This window comes from Phormidium yuhuli AB48, assembly GCF_023983615.1.
GTDB lineage: Bacteria > Cyanobacteriota > Cyanobacteriia > Cyanobacteriales > Geitlerinemataceae > Sodalinema > Sodalinema yuhuli.
Window position 1 is genome coordinate 2,390,266 of the sequence record NZ_CP098611.1, and the last position, 14,973, is coordinate 2,405,238.

The window sequence follows — 14,973 nt, forward strand, 5'->3', positions numbered from 1 at the left end:
TAGAGGTGCGATATGCCAAGTTCTGCATTCACTCACGCCAATTCATCCGCCGCCGCAACTCAGGACCAGCAAACTGAGCCGGTTTGGGATCATTTAAAAGTGGCGATCGCCGCGAGTTCTGGGTTTCAAAGTTGGAAACTAGAGCAGCAGCAGCGCCGTTCCCTGGAGCAAAACAGCATTGATAAACAAGTCTGTGAGTATCTTCGAGAAACCCTCTCAACCCTTGCTTACTAAGGGCTAGAGCCTCGGAGTCTTCTAAAACGGCGATGCATTTGTGTTCTTTAAAATCTAACTCATCCCTCCCTCGCAAATGCTTCGCCCTCTCCTATTTATAAATTTAAACTGACTCATTACAAATCATTATTTTGCCGAAATCTCAAATAGATTAAGGTTTTATGAATCTGTCTGTAGCCTAAGCTACAAAATAGCAGTATTAGACACTATTTTCTGCAATTACCCAGGCAAAGATTGCCCCATTCACAATTGCCCCCAGGGCGCTCCGGCTGAGTCTGGGAGACCCCTGGCGGCCCCGAGGTCTCCCCAATCCACTAGAGGGTGGCTTCGAGTTGATTCACTAATCCCTCCACATACAAGAGCGCATTATGAATCGTCGTCTCATCCTCCAAATCCACATCCACAAAGTGACGTAACGCCTCCACCTGATTCCACTGACTCCCAGAGGCCAACAGGTCCAGATACCCGGGAACAAACTCCGGCCCCACCTCCAGATATTTCTGATAGCAGGCCAGACTCACTAAGGTGGAAGCGGTGTATTGGTAGCAGTAGAAGGGTTTAAAGAAAATATGACCGATGCGGGCCCAATCATATTGATGCTCATCCAGGAGTTCCACCGCCTCCCCGCAGAGTTCCCTATAAAGATTCATCCAGGCCTGATTGACAAAGCTGGCGTCAAAGCTGCCCCCCTGGGCCCGCTCATGAATCGCCAACTCCAGGCGGCTGATGGTACTTTGGCGGAACAACAAACTCAACTGGTCTTCCAACTGGCGGGTAATCAGGGCCTGACGCAACCCAGCATCATCCCCCGCTTGGTCCAGAAGACGGTCTAATAACAGCAACTCATTAAACGTCGAGGCCACTTCCGCCAACACCAGAGGAGGATTGCTATTGAAATAGGACTGTTTGCGGTCAATCCAATCAAAATGCAAGCCATGGCCCATCTCATGGGCCAGGGTAAACAGGGAACTATAGTCCTCGGTGTAGGAGAGCAACAAATAGCTATGTTTGCCGTGGAAGTAAGCACAGAAGGCTCCCCCTCGCTTTCCGGGGCGGACTTTGGCATCCACCCAGTTATTCAGGAAAAACTCCTCGGCCCGTCGTGCATAGTTGACATCAAACCGTTCTAAGGCATCGAGGAGAGTGGTGACACCGGTTTGATAGTTAATGGGTGGGGTGGGGTCGGTAGTCCAGGGAGCGTAGGTATCGCAAATGCGAATCTTGCGGTTGAGGGCCTGGCCCTTGAGTTGATAGTAGCGTTGGAAGAGGTCATAGCGCGATTGCATCCCCTCCATGATGGCCCGAAACACCGGTTCGGAGACTTCGTCGATGAGCAGTTGTTGATGCAGGGTTGAGGAATAACCTCGCATCTGACTTTCCATGCGTCGGTCTTGGGAGACAGTATTGAGGATATAGCCGTAGAGGGAGTTATGCTGCTTGAGGACGCGACGCACCGACTGATAGGCCTTGAGGCGGGTTTCGGCATCCCCTTGGAACAGCAGGGAACTTAATTCGGCTTCACTGTCTACGGTTTTTCCTTCGGGGGTGGTGACGGGGTCGTAGTTTTGTTCGCCAAGATGCACCGAACGCAGTTTGATAAAAGCTTCTCGTCCGGTGAGAACGTCCTGATTGCGGGTTTGTTCCACGGCTTCCGGGAGACAGTGGGGGCGAAATTCGGCAATTCGCTGTAAATAATGGCGATAATTGCTGAGAGCCTCTGCGTCTTGCAGTTTGGCGAATTGAGACTCGTCGAGGGCTTGGAGTTCTAACTCGAAAAAGAGCAGTTGATTTTCAATTTGGGTCAGGGCTTCCATGACCTTATCCTCAAATTGTTGCGCCTGGCTGTCGCGGGTGTCGGCGGAGAATTTGAGGGAGGGGAAGGCGTAGAGATAGCCAGATTTCTGGTGGATGGCTTCGAGGTCTTGCAGGGCGATCGCCACCTGGGAGGGACTACAATGGGCAAGCTGGCCTCGATATTGGCCACGAAAGACCTGGGCCCGACGGTCTAACTCCTGTAGGTCATCCTCCAGTTTCGGGTCATCAAAGCCTTGATAGAGGTCGCTGAGGTCCCATTCTTGGGCCTCGTTGAGGGTCTGAATCGGGGTCTGAACCAAGGTCACTCCTCCTGTACTGAGATGGTTAGGGTTAGCGTAGGATTTCTTTTACTGTATCGCAGGGGAGGCTGAGGGGGTTAGGAAGGATGGCTTGATGGAGTTGCGTTGGGGTCACTCTTTCCGAGTCGCCTTGCCTCTGACCCTCAATCTTTTGCCCTAATCCTAGGCGGCTCCTTCTCTCGATTTTGCCAATTTTAGACCTATGCCTAAAGATTATATTATCTACGTCTAAGGGTTGATTGAATCATCTAGATTGAGTGCTATTGGCTCTTTTGTTTTCATTAAGTTTCATATCTTTTATGAGAAAAAAATCCAATTAAGGAACGTATGGTTTGCTAAAATGATGCGTTAAGGAGGCCTCAAGTTATCACCCTATAAATTCAATTTTACACCTTGAGATAGATGTAGATCTATAAACGTTTACGCGATGATGGAACCAGTTGAGACGGTTAATCAATTAACCTTCAAGACTATTATCGTAGTAGCAAAGGTAACAACTATGGGTTTAGATGACAAAATGAAGGCAGCGGCTCAAAATCTTGAGGGCAAAGCTCAAGAGGCGGCTGGCAAGATGACTGACAATAGGGAAGCACAGGCGAAAGGAAAAGCCAAGCAAGTTGAAGCACAGGCGCGCAAAGCTGGTGAAGACCTGAAAGATGGCCTCAAGGATGCGATCGATTAAGTCCCTGTAGGGGTCGCTGTCCCGCTTAATGGCTAATCGCCTTGAGTGGGATAGTTTCTCACTTCACTCTGGCGATCGCACATTTTCCCAAAAACTAAAAGAGGCAAAAATTCATGGTCAATACGATTTGGACGGTCATTGCTGTCCTCGTCATCCTCTGGGCCCTCGGTTTTTCCGTTAACATCGGGGGTGGGTTAATCCACCTGCTGCTGGTGCTAGCTCTCATTGGCATTATTTACAACGTAATTACCGGGCGTCGTCTCTAGTACGACTTCCCCCTCCTTAAAGGTTTGAGCTAATCGGGTGACAAGGGGGGGGTTAGTCTTTTACCTCATTGTCCAGTTTAGGGTCAAGAAAGCCTGATAAAGTTTAATATATTTTAACAGTAATTTATATCTCATGAGTAAGTACATTGCTTGAAAACTATAAACAGGATGGCTTGTAGAAACTCAAAATTGGCTCTGGGTAAAGACTTTTCGGCAAAGTTACTAAAATTAGTATTATCAATAAGTTTAACTCTATATAGAGTTTTATCATAAAAAGGGCGAGTTTAAGAGACAAGTCCAGGAACCGATGATAGATTGAGACCATAGCAAACAAACATGCGGATGTCCGGTTAGGAAAGATTTCACAATTCCCTCAGATTCGGAAATTGTGAAACCGTTTTTTGTCGGAGTGTCCTTAACCTAAATTCAGGTTAGGAATAACGATATGGTCTGATACATCCGGTCGTTTGAGCTTTTTGAGTCATTCGATAGGTTCCGAGGTTTATTATGTTAGCGAAACTTTTGCGCTGCTCTATTTTGCCGACGGTCTGTTTTGCCGGGACGATGATGGTTTTCTCTTCCCAAGCGAATGCCAACCCGACCCAAGCTCAGTGTGTTCCCTTGGCTTATGGTGAATTTGAAACAGTGATTCAGCACAATACTCCGGACAGTTTTTTGGGCGTTATTGAGTTGAGTCAGTAAGACAAACGCCTGTCACCGGTATCTGGCAAAGGATTCCGGGGAGGTGCCGTCTCGTGCAACAAGTCGAGTTGGGAAAAGAAAGCGAGTTACCGAGGGGGGGAGCGGAGGTCGTTGGCAGAGACGCCAGAGAGCGGCGGTGTGGGTTCGCCGAGTTGGAGAAAAGCTATCCATCGTCTAAAGTGCAGGTGGTAAATCTAACAAAGCTGCACAGATGGATAGCCTCAAGAGCATTGTAGCGGGTCTGGTGGAAACATTTAGCAAACCCCAGCAGAAATTTTTGATGACCCTGATGACCACTCTCTTTGTCGTCTGTGGTCGAGTCAACTATACGAATCTCAGCCGCTACAGCCAGATAAACGAGCGGACTTATCGGCGACACTTCGAGGCGGGTCTAGGACTCGAACGTCTCAACCGCCGCTTAATCGAACAGCTACGACCCGAGGACAGCGAACAGATAGTAGTAGTCGATTGCACCTTCAACGAGAAAAGTGGTCGTCACACCCATGGCTTGGATTGGTTTTACAACAGCAAAGCTCAACGAGCCGAAAAAGGACTCGAATGGTCTGTTGTAGCTATTGTTGACTTGCAGCAGAAGACGGGCTATACCTTGTCAGCCCAACAAACGGAAGCCGACTTGAGAACCGAGAAGACCCCGACCGAAGACCAAGTGGCTTCGAGGAGCCGCTTGGATTTCTACCTCGGGCATCTGGCTTACTGCACCATCTTTTTCCCGGACTGGATTCGTTATGTCGTCGCGGATGGCTTTTACAGCAAGTCCAAGTGGGTCAATGGGGTGGTGGGCTTAGGCTTCGAGGCCATCGGTCGCTTGCGCAGCGATGCTAATCTTAAGTTTCTTTATGACGGCCCTCATCGGGGACGAGGTCGCCCCCGTCGCTATGACGGTAAGGTTGATTTGACTGACCCGAGTCGTTTGACTTTCGTTGCCACTTTAGACGAAGGAGTTTCTCTATACACAGCCGTGGTCTGGTCAGTTAACTTTCGACGACCGGTTCGTTTGGCTTATTTGCTCAAAGAGCAGAATGGACGACGCAGTTACGTGGTCTTGTTTTCCACCGATGTCACCCTTGACCCCCTCCATCTCTATCGTTGTTACACCGCTCGTTTCCAAATTGAGTTTATTTTTCGCGATGCTCGTCAGTTTCTGGGCTTCTCTGATTGTGAGGCCCGCTCCGCTGAAGCCCTCGACTCTCATGTTAATGCCAGTCTCCTGGCTCTCAATTTAGCCAAAGCCACCTTACAATCGACCCACACTCGTGCTGAACCTTTGAGTTTTTCCATCGCCTCTCTCAAACGCTTGGCTCTCAATGAGCATCTTTTTGACCTATTTATCGACAGCTTTGACTTAGACCCGACTTTAATTAAATCCCATCCCAACTACTCGGAACTCCTATCCTACGGTGCTCTTGCATCCTAAATCTGTCCGGAGTATTGTCAGCAAGGATCTAATCGTGCGACATTGATCCGTTGGACTCAAGCTGGATCGGCCTATTTTGGGGGTCAGTACAGCCCTGAAGGACGCTGTCGAGCGGTTACTGGGCGGTTGAATCAAGCGATGGCCCAGAATGGGGGGAGGTTGAGTAACTTACTCTTAACCAATGGCATGGTGAACAATGAAACAGTGATTTGTGCCTTGAATCCCATGGAAACCGCCTGTACGTCTGGGAATATGCTCTTTACCCTGAAACCAGAAAATGCTTATCGGGCTGGGCAAATTCTGGGTCAGCTCTTACAAATTAGTCGCTATGGCGGCGGTGCAGCCGGTTTTATTACCGAAACTGAGGGTCAAACCTATGTGAACCTCGGGGATTGGGCAGAGCAAGCCATGGTGGATAGTGGAGAACCCGCTCCCAGCCCAACGTCTGCTCCTCAACCGTCTCCCCAACAAAATCCTGTTGTACAGCCTGATAATTCGGGTGGTTCCATGTTTTAAGGATTCCAAGCATGGTGAGATTACAAAAGCCAATGCTAGGGGTGGGAATGTGGCTGTTGTCTATGTCAACGGGCTTATCTCACCCCACTCTGGGGACGCTTCCTCCCTTGGCGGCTCATCAGACGGCTCAAGTTCCCACTGAGACGAACTCGGTTCGGGAACGGGCCCGTCAGGTGACGGTGCGACTGTTACTTCCTGACAATTCGGGGTCTGGGGTGATGGTCGAGCGGGAGGGCGATCGCTATACCCTATTAACCAATTGGCACGTGGTGATGGCGGCACAGGGCCAAGAGATTTCAGTCTTAACGCCTGATGGGCGGACTCATGCTGGGCGGGTTTTGCCCCCCTATCAATTGGGAAATCGGGATCTAGCTCGGGTGGCGTTCTCCAGTCCCCATTCCTATCAGGTGGCGGCCGTGGGGGATGTCCGGGAGGTGTCGGTGGGCGATCGCGTCTATGCGGCGGGCTATCCGGCTCAGGTCTTTGAGCAGCAGGGCGATCGCATCATTCGTAGTCAGGATACCCGAGATTGGGGACTGCGTGCCTTTCGGGTCACGGAGGGCGAGATCGGTTTGATTACGGATCGCGCCTTTTATGGTGGCTATCAACTGGGATATACCAATCAGGTGAGTGGGGGGATGAGTGGCGGCCCGGTGTTAAATGCTCAGGGTGAGCTGATTGGACTCAATGGGATGTTGAGTTACCCCTTTTTGGGGATTCGCGCCTTTGTCTTTGAAGATGGCGGCCTCCCGAGTCAGGAAGAATTTGCCCAGATGGAACCCCTGAGTTGGGCGGTTCCCATGCAGAGACTCCCCTCGGAGCGGTCGAGGCCCGTTGCCCCCCGTCATCCTAACCCAACTCCGAGACAGCCGTTACCCCCACCGGAGCCACCCGCACCCAGTCACGAGCAACCCTTACCTTTGCTGTTTTGATCATGTTTTCTTATCTTGATGCGTCCAAGTGGGTCGCTGTTTGCACCACCGCGAGTCTTGGGGTGGGGTTGGCGACTGTTTTAGTTCCCAGAGCGGCGATCGCCTTTGATAGCCGCTTGGCGGAAAACGTCACAGTACAAATTAATGGCTATAGTGAGCCGGATGATGGCTTTCCCGGCGGAAGTGGGGTGATTGTGGGCCGGGAGGGCGATCGCTATTGGGTGTTGACGGCGTTACACGTAGTCTGCGATCGCATTCCCATGCGAGAACCGATTACCTGTCGTCAGGATGTTGCTGAAAACCGTCGCTATCGCATCCGCACGGCTTCAGGACAAGAGTATGAGATGAGGGATGTGCAGGCGCTTCAGCAACGCTCAAATGACCCAGATTTGGCCCTGGTTCAGTTTGAGAGTTCTCGGGAGTATTCCTTAGCGACTCTAGGGGATTCGGATCAGGCGCAATTGGGCTCATCGATTTATGTGGCTGGCTTCCCGGCGGCGTTTCAGACAGCGGGGGCCGATCGCGACTTTTATTTGAGTCAGGGGCCGGTGGTGTCACGGCGACGCCAGGGAATTCAGGGCTATACCCTGATTTATGGAGCCAGTACCAAAATCGGCATGAGTGGTGGGCCCGTGTTTGATAGTGATAATCGTGTGGTGGGGATTCACGGAATCGCCGATACCGATCTGAGTGGCCAGTCGGAAACCGGGGAGGGGGCCCAGGTGAAATCCGGCTTTAATGGCGGGATTCCCATTGCTAGTTTTATGGAATTGCGCCAAAGTCAACAGGTACAAGTTCCCAATCTCAATCAGGATAACGCTCCTCCGAGTCAGGCTCCCGCTAACATTGCCAATCCTCAGACGGCTCAGGATTATCAAATCAGTGGCACCATTGAGGCTTATGAAGGGAATCTGCATTCGGCTCAGGAACGTTTCAATCAAGCTTTGGCGATGGACCCCAATCTTGAGGGATTGGGACGGCTTCATGTGCAACAGGGAAATCTCTATTTTGCTCAGGGAGACTATCAGGGGGCGATCGCCGAGTTTACGGCGGCCATTGAGGCGGAGGATGAGTCGGGGATGGCCTATACGAACCGGGCCGTGGCTCAGATTCAGTTGCGAGACTACGCCGCCGCGATTGAGGATTTGACGGCGGCGATCGCCAATGGGGATTATGATGCCCGCACCCACTATAATCGCGGTGTGGCTCATGCTCGCCGGGGAAATCTCCAAGCGGCTCAGCAGGACTACACCCGGGCCATTCAACTGGATTCTAATTTTGCTGCACCCTTCAACGCCCGAGCTAATTTGGCCTTGGATGAGGGGAATTTGGAGGCGGCGTTACAGGATTATGAACGGGCGATCGCCGCGAATCCTAATTTTGCGGATGCGTACAACAATCGTGGCGTGATTTATAACCAATATGCGATCGCCGCCTATGAGCAGGGGGATGTCTCCGAGGCGATTTCCCAGATGGAGAGGGCGATCGCCGATTTGGATCGCGCTCGGGAGCTATTCTTGGAAACTGGGCGATCGATGCAACATCAAGAGGTCATGTTTAATTTGCAAAATTTGCAGAATAACTTACAAACCCTCCAACGCCAACAGCGTCGCCCGACGCCAACGCCCCAACAGACAAGGCCACCGGCTCCCCAACCCACTCCCCAACCCACTCCCCAACCCGATAACCCAGGCTTCATGTTCTAATTCTGGAAAAATAATGGGTTAAAACGGGGTTGGGGGTATATTCCCTAACCCCGTCGTTCGGTTGTTTTTCGGATTTTTTTAGATATGTCCCTCGATTACGCTACCTTCTTCAATGCCATCAACCCCAGTAAAACACTGGTGTATTCATCGCCGACCGATCGGCAGTATTATATTGATTTTTCTTCAGTCCGTGGGGGAGAAATTATCAAGAAAATAAAGAATCGCATCGTCAAACTGTACCGTGATCGCCCCAGTTGCTCCTTGTTTACCGGGCATATTGGCTGTGGCAAATCCACAGAACTGCACAAACTCAAATCTGAGTTAGAAGCGGCAAGCTTTTTTGTAGTCTATTTCGAGTCAGATAAAGACTTAGATACGGCAGATATTGATATCGTTGAAGTTCTCTTGACCATTGCCAAACAGATTAGTGAAGCCTTAGAGAAAGACAAAACTATCAATCAACCCCAAGCACCTCTCCTGCGTCGTTTTATACAAAAAACGACAGATGTTTTAATGACAGAAATTGAGGTAAAAGGAGGACTTAAGGCTCCCATTTCTGTGGGCGGGATTAGTGGCAGTTTGGATGTTGATACTGAGAAGCAAGCCCTATCCTTGTCGGCGGGAATTGCCTCATTAACAGTCAAAGCCAAAGATGATTCTGGGATTCGGGAAAAGCTGAATCAATATCTCGGGCCACAAACCACCGCCTTAGTGCGGACAATTAACGAGGATTTAATTAAGCCAGGAATTGAAACCTTAAAACAGAATGGCTATGCCGGCTTGGCGGTGATTGTCGATAATCTGGATCGCATCGATAATCGTCAGAAAGCCTCTGGAAAAACCCAACAAGAGTATCTATTTGTCGATCGCGGTGAAATTCTCACCCAGTTAGCCTGTCATACCATCTATACCATGCCCTTGGCCTTGCAGTTTTCTAATGAATATGGTAACTTACGCCAGCGATTTCCTCACTCCCCCGACTGTTTACCCATGGTGGCGATTAAAACCCCCAGCGGCGAGGAATTGAGCCAGGGAATTGAAAAATTGAAACAAATGGTGTTGGCCCGAGCCTTTCCTCAATTGAGTGAAGCGGAACGATTGGAGCGGGTTGAGGAGATTTTTGAGACGATGGAGCTGTTTAACCGCCTCTGTCGGGTGAGTGGTGGCCATGTGCGAGATTTGCTGCAATTGCTGTCTCAGTGGGTGCAGGAGGAAATGCAGCTTCCCTTAACGGAGGATACCTTAGAAGATGCGATCGCCGATGACCTCAACAAAATGAGTTTAGGAGTGTCCCCGGAAGAGTGGGAACTGCTGCGACAGGTTCACCGGACGAAAAAAGTTCAGGATACGGTGGGGTATGAACGCTTAATTCGCACCCGTCGCGTCTTTGAATATGTAGAACGGCGAAAATCATGGTTTGATGTCAATCCCATTTTTCTAGAATCTGACGAGTTCTTTGAGCGTTGACTCTAAAAGCCGTTGAAGGAAAAGCTTAGATGTGAGGAAGACAACCTGTGATGGATATTGCCGCTAACGATGTTGCCGCCAAAAATGAAAAAAGTCTGCGCCAACTGGCTCAGGCGATCGCCCTATCACGGGGACACTTCAAACTGATAGTAGTGTCCTGTAACTACCGCAGTTTGTGCGATCGCTGGTCGCAGCGATTAGAAGCGGAAACCCAGCGTCAGCATCAGTTCACGCTATTAACGGCGACCTTACCCGTAGAGACGCAAAACCTGGCCCAAGTCATTGAGAGGGCCATGGACGGGAAAACGGCGGAGGGAATCCAACTGCGGGGAATGACTCAACTGACAGATTTGCGAGGCTTTTTGGTCAAAGCCAATCAGATGCGAGATCAGCTCCGTCATAAGTTTGCCTTTCCCATTGTTCTCTGGTTAGATGACACGGGCTTACGGGAAATGTTAGATGTCGCCAATGACTTGGAAAGTTGGACGACCTCGAAGCGTTTTTTGCCTTCGGCTGAGGATATCCAAGCTAACTTGGAGCTTAATGTACAACAGGTTCTGAGCCGGTTAGAACAGGGGAGCGATCGTCAATGGTTGGGGTGCGATTGCAGTTCCTGCACGCTTCGCGATCGCCTACTGGGGAAACACCAACAACGGGAAATTGAACAAGCCTGTCAACAACTGGCCCAACTGGGAGAACCCCTGGGCCTGAACTTAGCTGCTGACTTGGCCTTAATTCAAGGTCGTCAGGCCCTAGAAGCTGGGGAATGGGACCAGGCGGCTACCCACTTTCGACAAAGTCAGACTCATTGGCAAGGGTATCTGAATCCTCTCCCCGAGGGCGATCGCGAAGCGTGCAGGAACTGCAATCGCCCCACGGCGGCGGAACTCCCAGAACTAGAAGATTCTAAAACTCCACATCTGCGGTTAGCCATCATCGGCGTTCAGCAAGCCTTAAATCAGGTTCTGGCCCTAAAAGAGAAGGATGGCAAAGATATCGATTTAGCCGCCGTACAGGAGCAATTGCACCGCAGTCATGAGCAGTTTCTTGTCGCGGACGCTCCCCAGTTGGCCCAGAACCTGCAAGAGTCCTCTCTGATGCAACTGATTCAGGCCTTGCGGGAGGCGGACGTGGCAGAGGCGACGGGAGATAGTCCTGGGGCGATCGCTCCCCTGGTGAGGGCCAGTGAGCAATTCGTATTTGCCTTTCCTCATCTGGGATTGCGGGCCCTCGAGCGGCTCCAACGTCTCTATTTCAACAGCCAAGACTATCGTAACGCCTTCAAAATTGCCCAACAGCAGCATCAACTGGAACGATATTGCGGCAAACGGGCCTTTGTCGGTGCCAATCGCTTAGAGGAAATGCCCCAGCAGCAATCCACCTCAAGGGGGCGATCGCCTGAAATTGAGCAATCGGGGCGAGCCGAAGATGTGACGCATCTCCTCAACCGCCTCCACGAACGTCAGAATAAACTCCTAGTGGTTCATGGGGAATCGGGAGTCGGGAAAAGTTCCCTAGTCAACGCTGGCTTACTGCCCATGTTACGGCAACAGGTCTTTGAAGGGGGACGTGGGGGAGTTCCCATTGTGTTACGAGTGTATGAAAACTGGTCCGAGCAACTCAGACGGGCGATCGAACAAGAGGCGAAGCAACATCTCGGTCGGCTCGATACTCCTAAAGATAAGACCTCAGCGTTGGCCGTGAGCCAAGCCATTCTAGTTGAACTGGAAAAACATCATCATCAAGTAATTTTAGTTTTCGACCAATTTGAAGAGTTTTTCTTTGCCAATCCTAACCAAAAAGACCATCATCAGTTTTTTAACTTTATAGGAACGTTATGCAGCAATATTTTAGAATTGGGTGCTTTAAAAGTTGTCCTGTCCTTGCGAACTGACTATATTCACCGCTTACTCGTCTGTAACCGGATCTCGACAATGGCTTGTATTAGCCAAAATATTTTAGATAAAACGGTTCTTTATGAATTAAATAACCTCTCCCCACAGCAGGCCAGTCAGGTGATTGCGAACCTTGCACCTCATATTGGCGAGGATTTGCGATCGCGCCTGGTGCAAGACTTACAGCAAGAGAGCGAAGATGTTCGTCCCATTGAGCTGCAAGTGGTGGGCTATCAATTAGAAAGTGAAGAAATTGTATCTCTAGTGGACTATACTGCCTTAGGAGAGCATCCCAAACGGGCATTAGTCGAGCGATATTTAGATGTAGTTGTTGAATCCTGCGGTCCCCAAAACAAGGATTTAGCTGATGCCGTCCTCTATTTGCTGACGGATGAACGAGGAACCCGTCCCCTCCGTACCTACTTGGATTTACTGCGGGACTTAAAACTGTTTGAGAAGAATTACGGCCAACGCTATCTCTCATCTGCCTTGACTTTAGTTTTAGATATTATTGCTGAATCGCGCTTAGTCTTTTTGATTCCCGGACAACAAGAACGCTATCAACTTGTCCATGATTACTTAGCCGAGTTTATTCATCAATCACGAGGTGGAGGTTTACTCGCTCAGCTCGAAGAAGAACAGGCAAAACGAGTGGTTGCAGAAAGAAGCCTAGAGGAACTAGAAAATGACAAAAAAAAGGTACAGAAGCGAACTCAATGGATTGGTTTTTTAGGCGTCATGCTTCTCACGATTTTTGCAGGGGGACTGTTTGGAATTACTAGAGAGTTTAATCTGCAAAGAACTCAATATGTTGAAGACCAAAAATATTTTAAAGACGAGCGAACGCTTGCCAAGTTAGAACGAGAGAGCCGTCTATCCCTACATCAATTTGAAGCTGGACGCGAGCTTGAGTCTTTGATTAAAGCAACCGAGATTTCCGTGAGATTTCTGGATTTTTTAGAGCAAGTATCTAGCTCTTTTCCTATTGCCAGGCAGCCAGTTTACAATCTTATAAATATTTTAGGGAACATTCGAGAAATAAATATGCTTGAGGGACATTCAAGCTGGATCTATGGAGTTGATTTTAGTCCTGATGGGACAGTAGTTGCCTCGGCTTCTAATGATGGAACAATTAGAGTTTGGGATGTTCAAACTGGTGAAGAAATCCACCCTAATAAATTTCTAGGTCATGGAGGTCCGGTAAAGGATGTTCAATTTTCTCCAGACGGAACTCGTATTTTATCGGCGTCGGATGATAAAACCATCCGAACTTGGAACCTTGAGACAGGAGAGCAAGAGAAGGTTTTTGAGGGTCATTATGGACAAGTAAATAGTGCTAGATTCAACGCTAATGGAACCCAGATTGTTTCAGCTTCTGGTGATGGAAGTGTCATTGTATGGGATGCCATAAATGGTATTATACTACATCGATTTTATGGGCACGAAAACGTTGTAAAATTTGCAGATTTTAGTCCGAATGGAACTCAAATTGCATCAGCTTCAGATGATGCTACAGTCAGGCTGTGGAATCTTGAAACGAGATCCGAAATCAATTCAAGTAAATTTGAGAGACATTCATCATCAGTTTTAATGGTGGCTTTTCATCCCCGAGAAAATAAAATTGCGTCTGCATCTAGTGACGGAACAGTCAAAATCTGGGATATCAGTAGTCGAGAAATTCAACATACGCTAACCCATACAGGCTATGTTCCAACCGTTATGTTTAATAATGATGGAACCCGTCTTCTTTCAGGAGGTTCAGATACCAAGGTTAAGGTATGGGATCTAAACACCGGTGAAGCAATAGAAGTATTTGAAGGGCATCGAAGTACAGTTTATCGTGCGGTGTTTAGTCATGATGAAACCAAAATTGTATCGGCTTCTAATGATACAACTATTAAAATTTGGTCTAAAGAAAATAGATATTCAACTCAACAGTTTGAAGTACACCAGGGAACAATTTATAGTGCTGATATTAGCCCAGATAACACCCGATTGGTTTCTGCACCTCATGACGGAATAATAAGAGTTTTAGATTTGGAAACAGGTAAGGTCATATTTGACCTGAAAGGACACCAGCAGCCAGTCCATCGAAGTCTTTTTAGCCCAGATGGTAGCAAAATTGTGTCAGCGGGTCGAGATGGTCGAGTAATACTTTGGGATGCAGAAACAGGTGACTTCATACGTCCATTTGTAGCCAACTCAGATTGGGCACTGGATGTTAGTTTTCACCCAAATGGGCGTCACCTAGCATCGGCTTACCGCGATGGAAGTATCAGCTTGTGGGATATTGAAACAGGCAAGAAATTAAAATCGTTTCCTGGACATTCTGAACCAGCTTGGACAGTGGCGTTTAGCCCAGATGGGAGTTTCATGGTCTCTGGAGGTTGGGATAAACACGTTAAAGTCTGGGATGTAGACACAGGTCAGGAATTACAAAACTTTGATGGACATATAGCTTGGATTAGTCATGTCGATGTTCATCCTGACGGACATCTGATCCTATCAGCTTCTAGAGATGGGACAGTAAAACTCTGGGACATCGACGGCAACAACCTGGTGCGTTCCTTAGAAGATAACTTGCGTCCTATTAATAGTGCCAGATTTTCTCCTGATGGAAAGCTGATTGTCTCAGCTTCAGCAGATGGGACAGTTAGCCTTTGGGACTTAGAAACAGGTGAACAGCTTCTTACTCTTGATAGTCATACCGATGAGGTGAAAGATGCGATTTTCAATCCCGATGGACAGATGCTTACATCCACTTCATCTGACGGGACGATCAAAGTCTGGCCGATGAGTCAGGAGCGTTGGTCGGAGTTAATCGATCGCGCCTGTGACTGGCTCACACCCTACCTTACCTACAATCCGAACGTCACGGACGATGATCGCGCTGTTTGCAATCTCCCACCCCAAACCCCCTAACCCCAACCCTTACGCCGTTCTCAACGCCATAATTGGGTCAAGTTGGCGGCCCGGCACGCCGGTAAAACCCCAAAAATGAGACCAATTCCACCAGAGACCCCG

Annotated in this window: 11 protein-coding genes; 10 read left to right on the forward strand and 1 reads right to left on the reverse strand. The window is 49.1% G+C overall.

Annotated features, from left to right (window positions below; all coding sequences use genetic code 11):
• Window positions 1-12: 12 nt before the first annotated feature.
• Complete coding sequence (locus NEA10_RS10280) at window positions 13-234, forward strand: hypothetical protein (RefSeq protein WP_252659388.1); 222 nt, start codon at window positions 13-15, stop codon at window positions 232-234.
• Window positions 235-548: 314 nt separating this feature from the next.
• Here NEA10_RS10280 and NEA10_RS10285 read toward each other — a convergent pair whose 3' ends face one another.
• The gene (locus tag NEA10_RS10285; protein WP_252659396.1) at window positions 549-2,348 is read right to left on the reverse strand and encodes a M3 family oligoendopeptidase; all 1,800 of its coding nucleotides are present in this window, start codon (window positions 2,346-2,348) and stop codon (window positions 549-551) included.
• 427 nt (window positions 2,349-2,775) lie between these two features.
• Here NEA10_RS10285 and NEA10_RS10290 point away from each other — a divergent pair, with 427 nt between their 5' ends.
• The 9 genes from NEA10_RS10290 to NEA10_RS10330 all read left to right on the forward strand — a co-directional run bounded on the left by NEA10_RS10290 (window position 2,776) and on the right by NEA10_RS10330 (window position 14,871).
• Window positions 2,776-3,030: a CsbD family protein gene (locus tag NEA10_RS10290; protein ID WP_309494024.1), complete on the forward strand. Its 255-nt coding sequence runs from the start codon at window positions 2,776-2,778 to the stop codon at window positions 3,028-3,030.
• 113 nt (window positions 3,031-3,143) lie between these two features.
• Window positions 3,144-3,296: a lmo0937 family membrane protein gene (locus tag NEA10_RS10295; RefSeq protein WP_252659403.1), complete on the forward strand. Its 153-nt coding sequence runs from the start codon at window positions 3,144-3,146 to the stop codon at window positions 3,294-3,296.
• Window positions 3,297-3,803: 507 nt separating this feature from the next.
• Window positions 3,804-3,998, forward strand: a complete 195-nt coding sequence (locus NEA10_RS10300) for a hypothetical protein (RefSeq protein WP_252659405.1) — start codon at window positions 3,804-3,806, stop codon at window positions 3,996-3,998.
• A gap of 289 nt (window positions 3,999-4,287) precedes the next feature.
• Window positions 4,288-5,433: a transposase gene (locus tag NEA10_RS10305; protein WP_252665290.1), complete on the forward strand. Its 1,146-nt coding sequence runs from the start codon at window positions 4,288-4,290 to the stop codon at window positions 5,431-5,433.
• On the forward strand, window positions 5,434-5,949 hold the full coding sequence (locus tag NEA10_RS10310; protein WP_374111904.1) for a COP23 domain-containing protein: 516 nt from the start codon (window positions 5,434-5,436) through the stop codon (window positions 5,947-5,949).
• Window positions 5,950-5,960: 11 nt separating this feature from the next.
• Window positions 5,961-6,881: a S1 family peptidase gene (locus tag NEA10_RS10315; protein ID WP_252659409.1), complete on the forward strand. Its 921-nt coding sequence runs from the start codon at window positions 5,961-5,963 to the stop codon at window positions 6,879-6,881.
• Between the two features lie 2 nt (window positions 6,882-6,883).
• The gene (locus NEA10_RS10320) at window positions 6,884-8,587 is read left to right on the forward strand and encodes a tetratricopeptide repeat-containing S1 family peptidase (RefSeq protein ID WP_252659417.1); all 1,704 of its coding nucleotides are present in this window, start codon (window positions 6,884-6,886) and stop codon (window positions 8,585-8,587) included.
• 84 nt (window positions 8,588-8,671) lie between these two features.
• On the forward strand, window positions 8,672-10,054 hold the full coding sequence (locus NEA10_RS10325; RefSeq protein ID WP_252659419.1) for a P-loop NTPase fold protein: 1,383 nt from the start codon (window positions 8,672-8,674) through the stop codon (window positions 10,052-10,054).
• Between the two features lie 50 nt (window positions 10,055-10,104).
• The gene (locus NEA10_RS10330) at window positions 10,105-14,871 is read left to right on the forward strand and encodes a WD40 repeat domain-containing protein (protein WP_252659421.1); all 4,767 of its coding nucleotides are present in this window, start codon (window positions 10,105-10,107) and stop codon (window positions 14,869-14,871) included.
• The last annotated feature ends 102 nt before the right edge of the window (window positions 14,872-14,973 follow it).

Coding starts and splice junctions, on each gene's coding strand:
- NEA10_RS10280 (WP_252659388.1), top strand. CDS start 13: ATGCCAAGTTCTGCATTCACTCACGCCAATTCATCCGCCGCCGCAACT.
- NEA10_RS10290 (WP_309494024.1), top strand. CDS start 2,776: ATGATGGAACCAGTTGAGACGGTTAATCAATTAACCTTCAAGACTATT.
- NEA10_RS10295 (WP_252659403.1), top strand. CDS start 3,144: ATGGTCAATACGATTTGGACGGTCATTGCTGTCCTCGTCATCCTCTGG.
- NEA10_RS10300 (WP_252659405.1), top strand. CDS start 3,804: ATGTTAGCGAAACTTTTGCGCTGCTCTATTTTGCCGACGGTCTGTTTT.
- NEA10_RS10305 (WP_252665290.1), top strand. CDS start 4,288: ATGACCACTCTCTTTGTCGTCTGTGGTCGAGTCAACTATACGAATCTC.
- NEA10_RS10315 (WP_252659409.1), top strand. CDS start 5,961: ATGGTGAGATTACAAAAGCCAATGCTAGGGGTGGGAATGTGGCTGTTG.
- NEA10_RS10320 (WP_252659417.1), top strand. CDS start 6,884: ATGTTTTCTTATCTTGATGCGTCCAAGTGGGTCGCTGTTTGCACCACC.
- NEA10_RS10325 (WP_252659419.1), top strand. CDS start 8,672: ATGTCCCTCGATTACGCTACCTTCTTCAATGCCATCAACCCCAGTAAA.
- NEA10_RS10330 (WP_252659421.1), top strand. CDS start 10,105: ATGGATATTGCCGCTAACGATGTTGCCGCCAAAAATGAAAAAAGTCTG.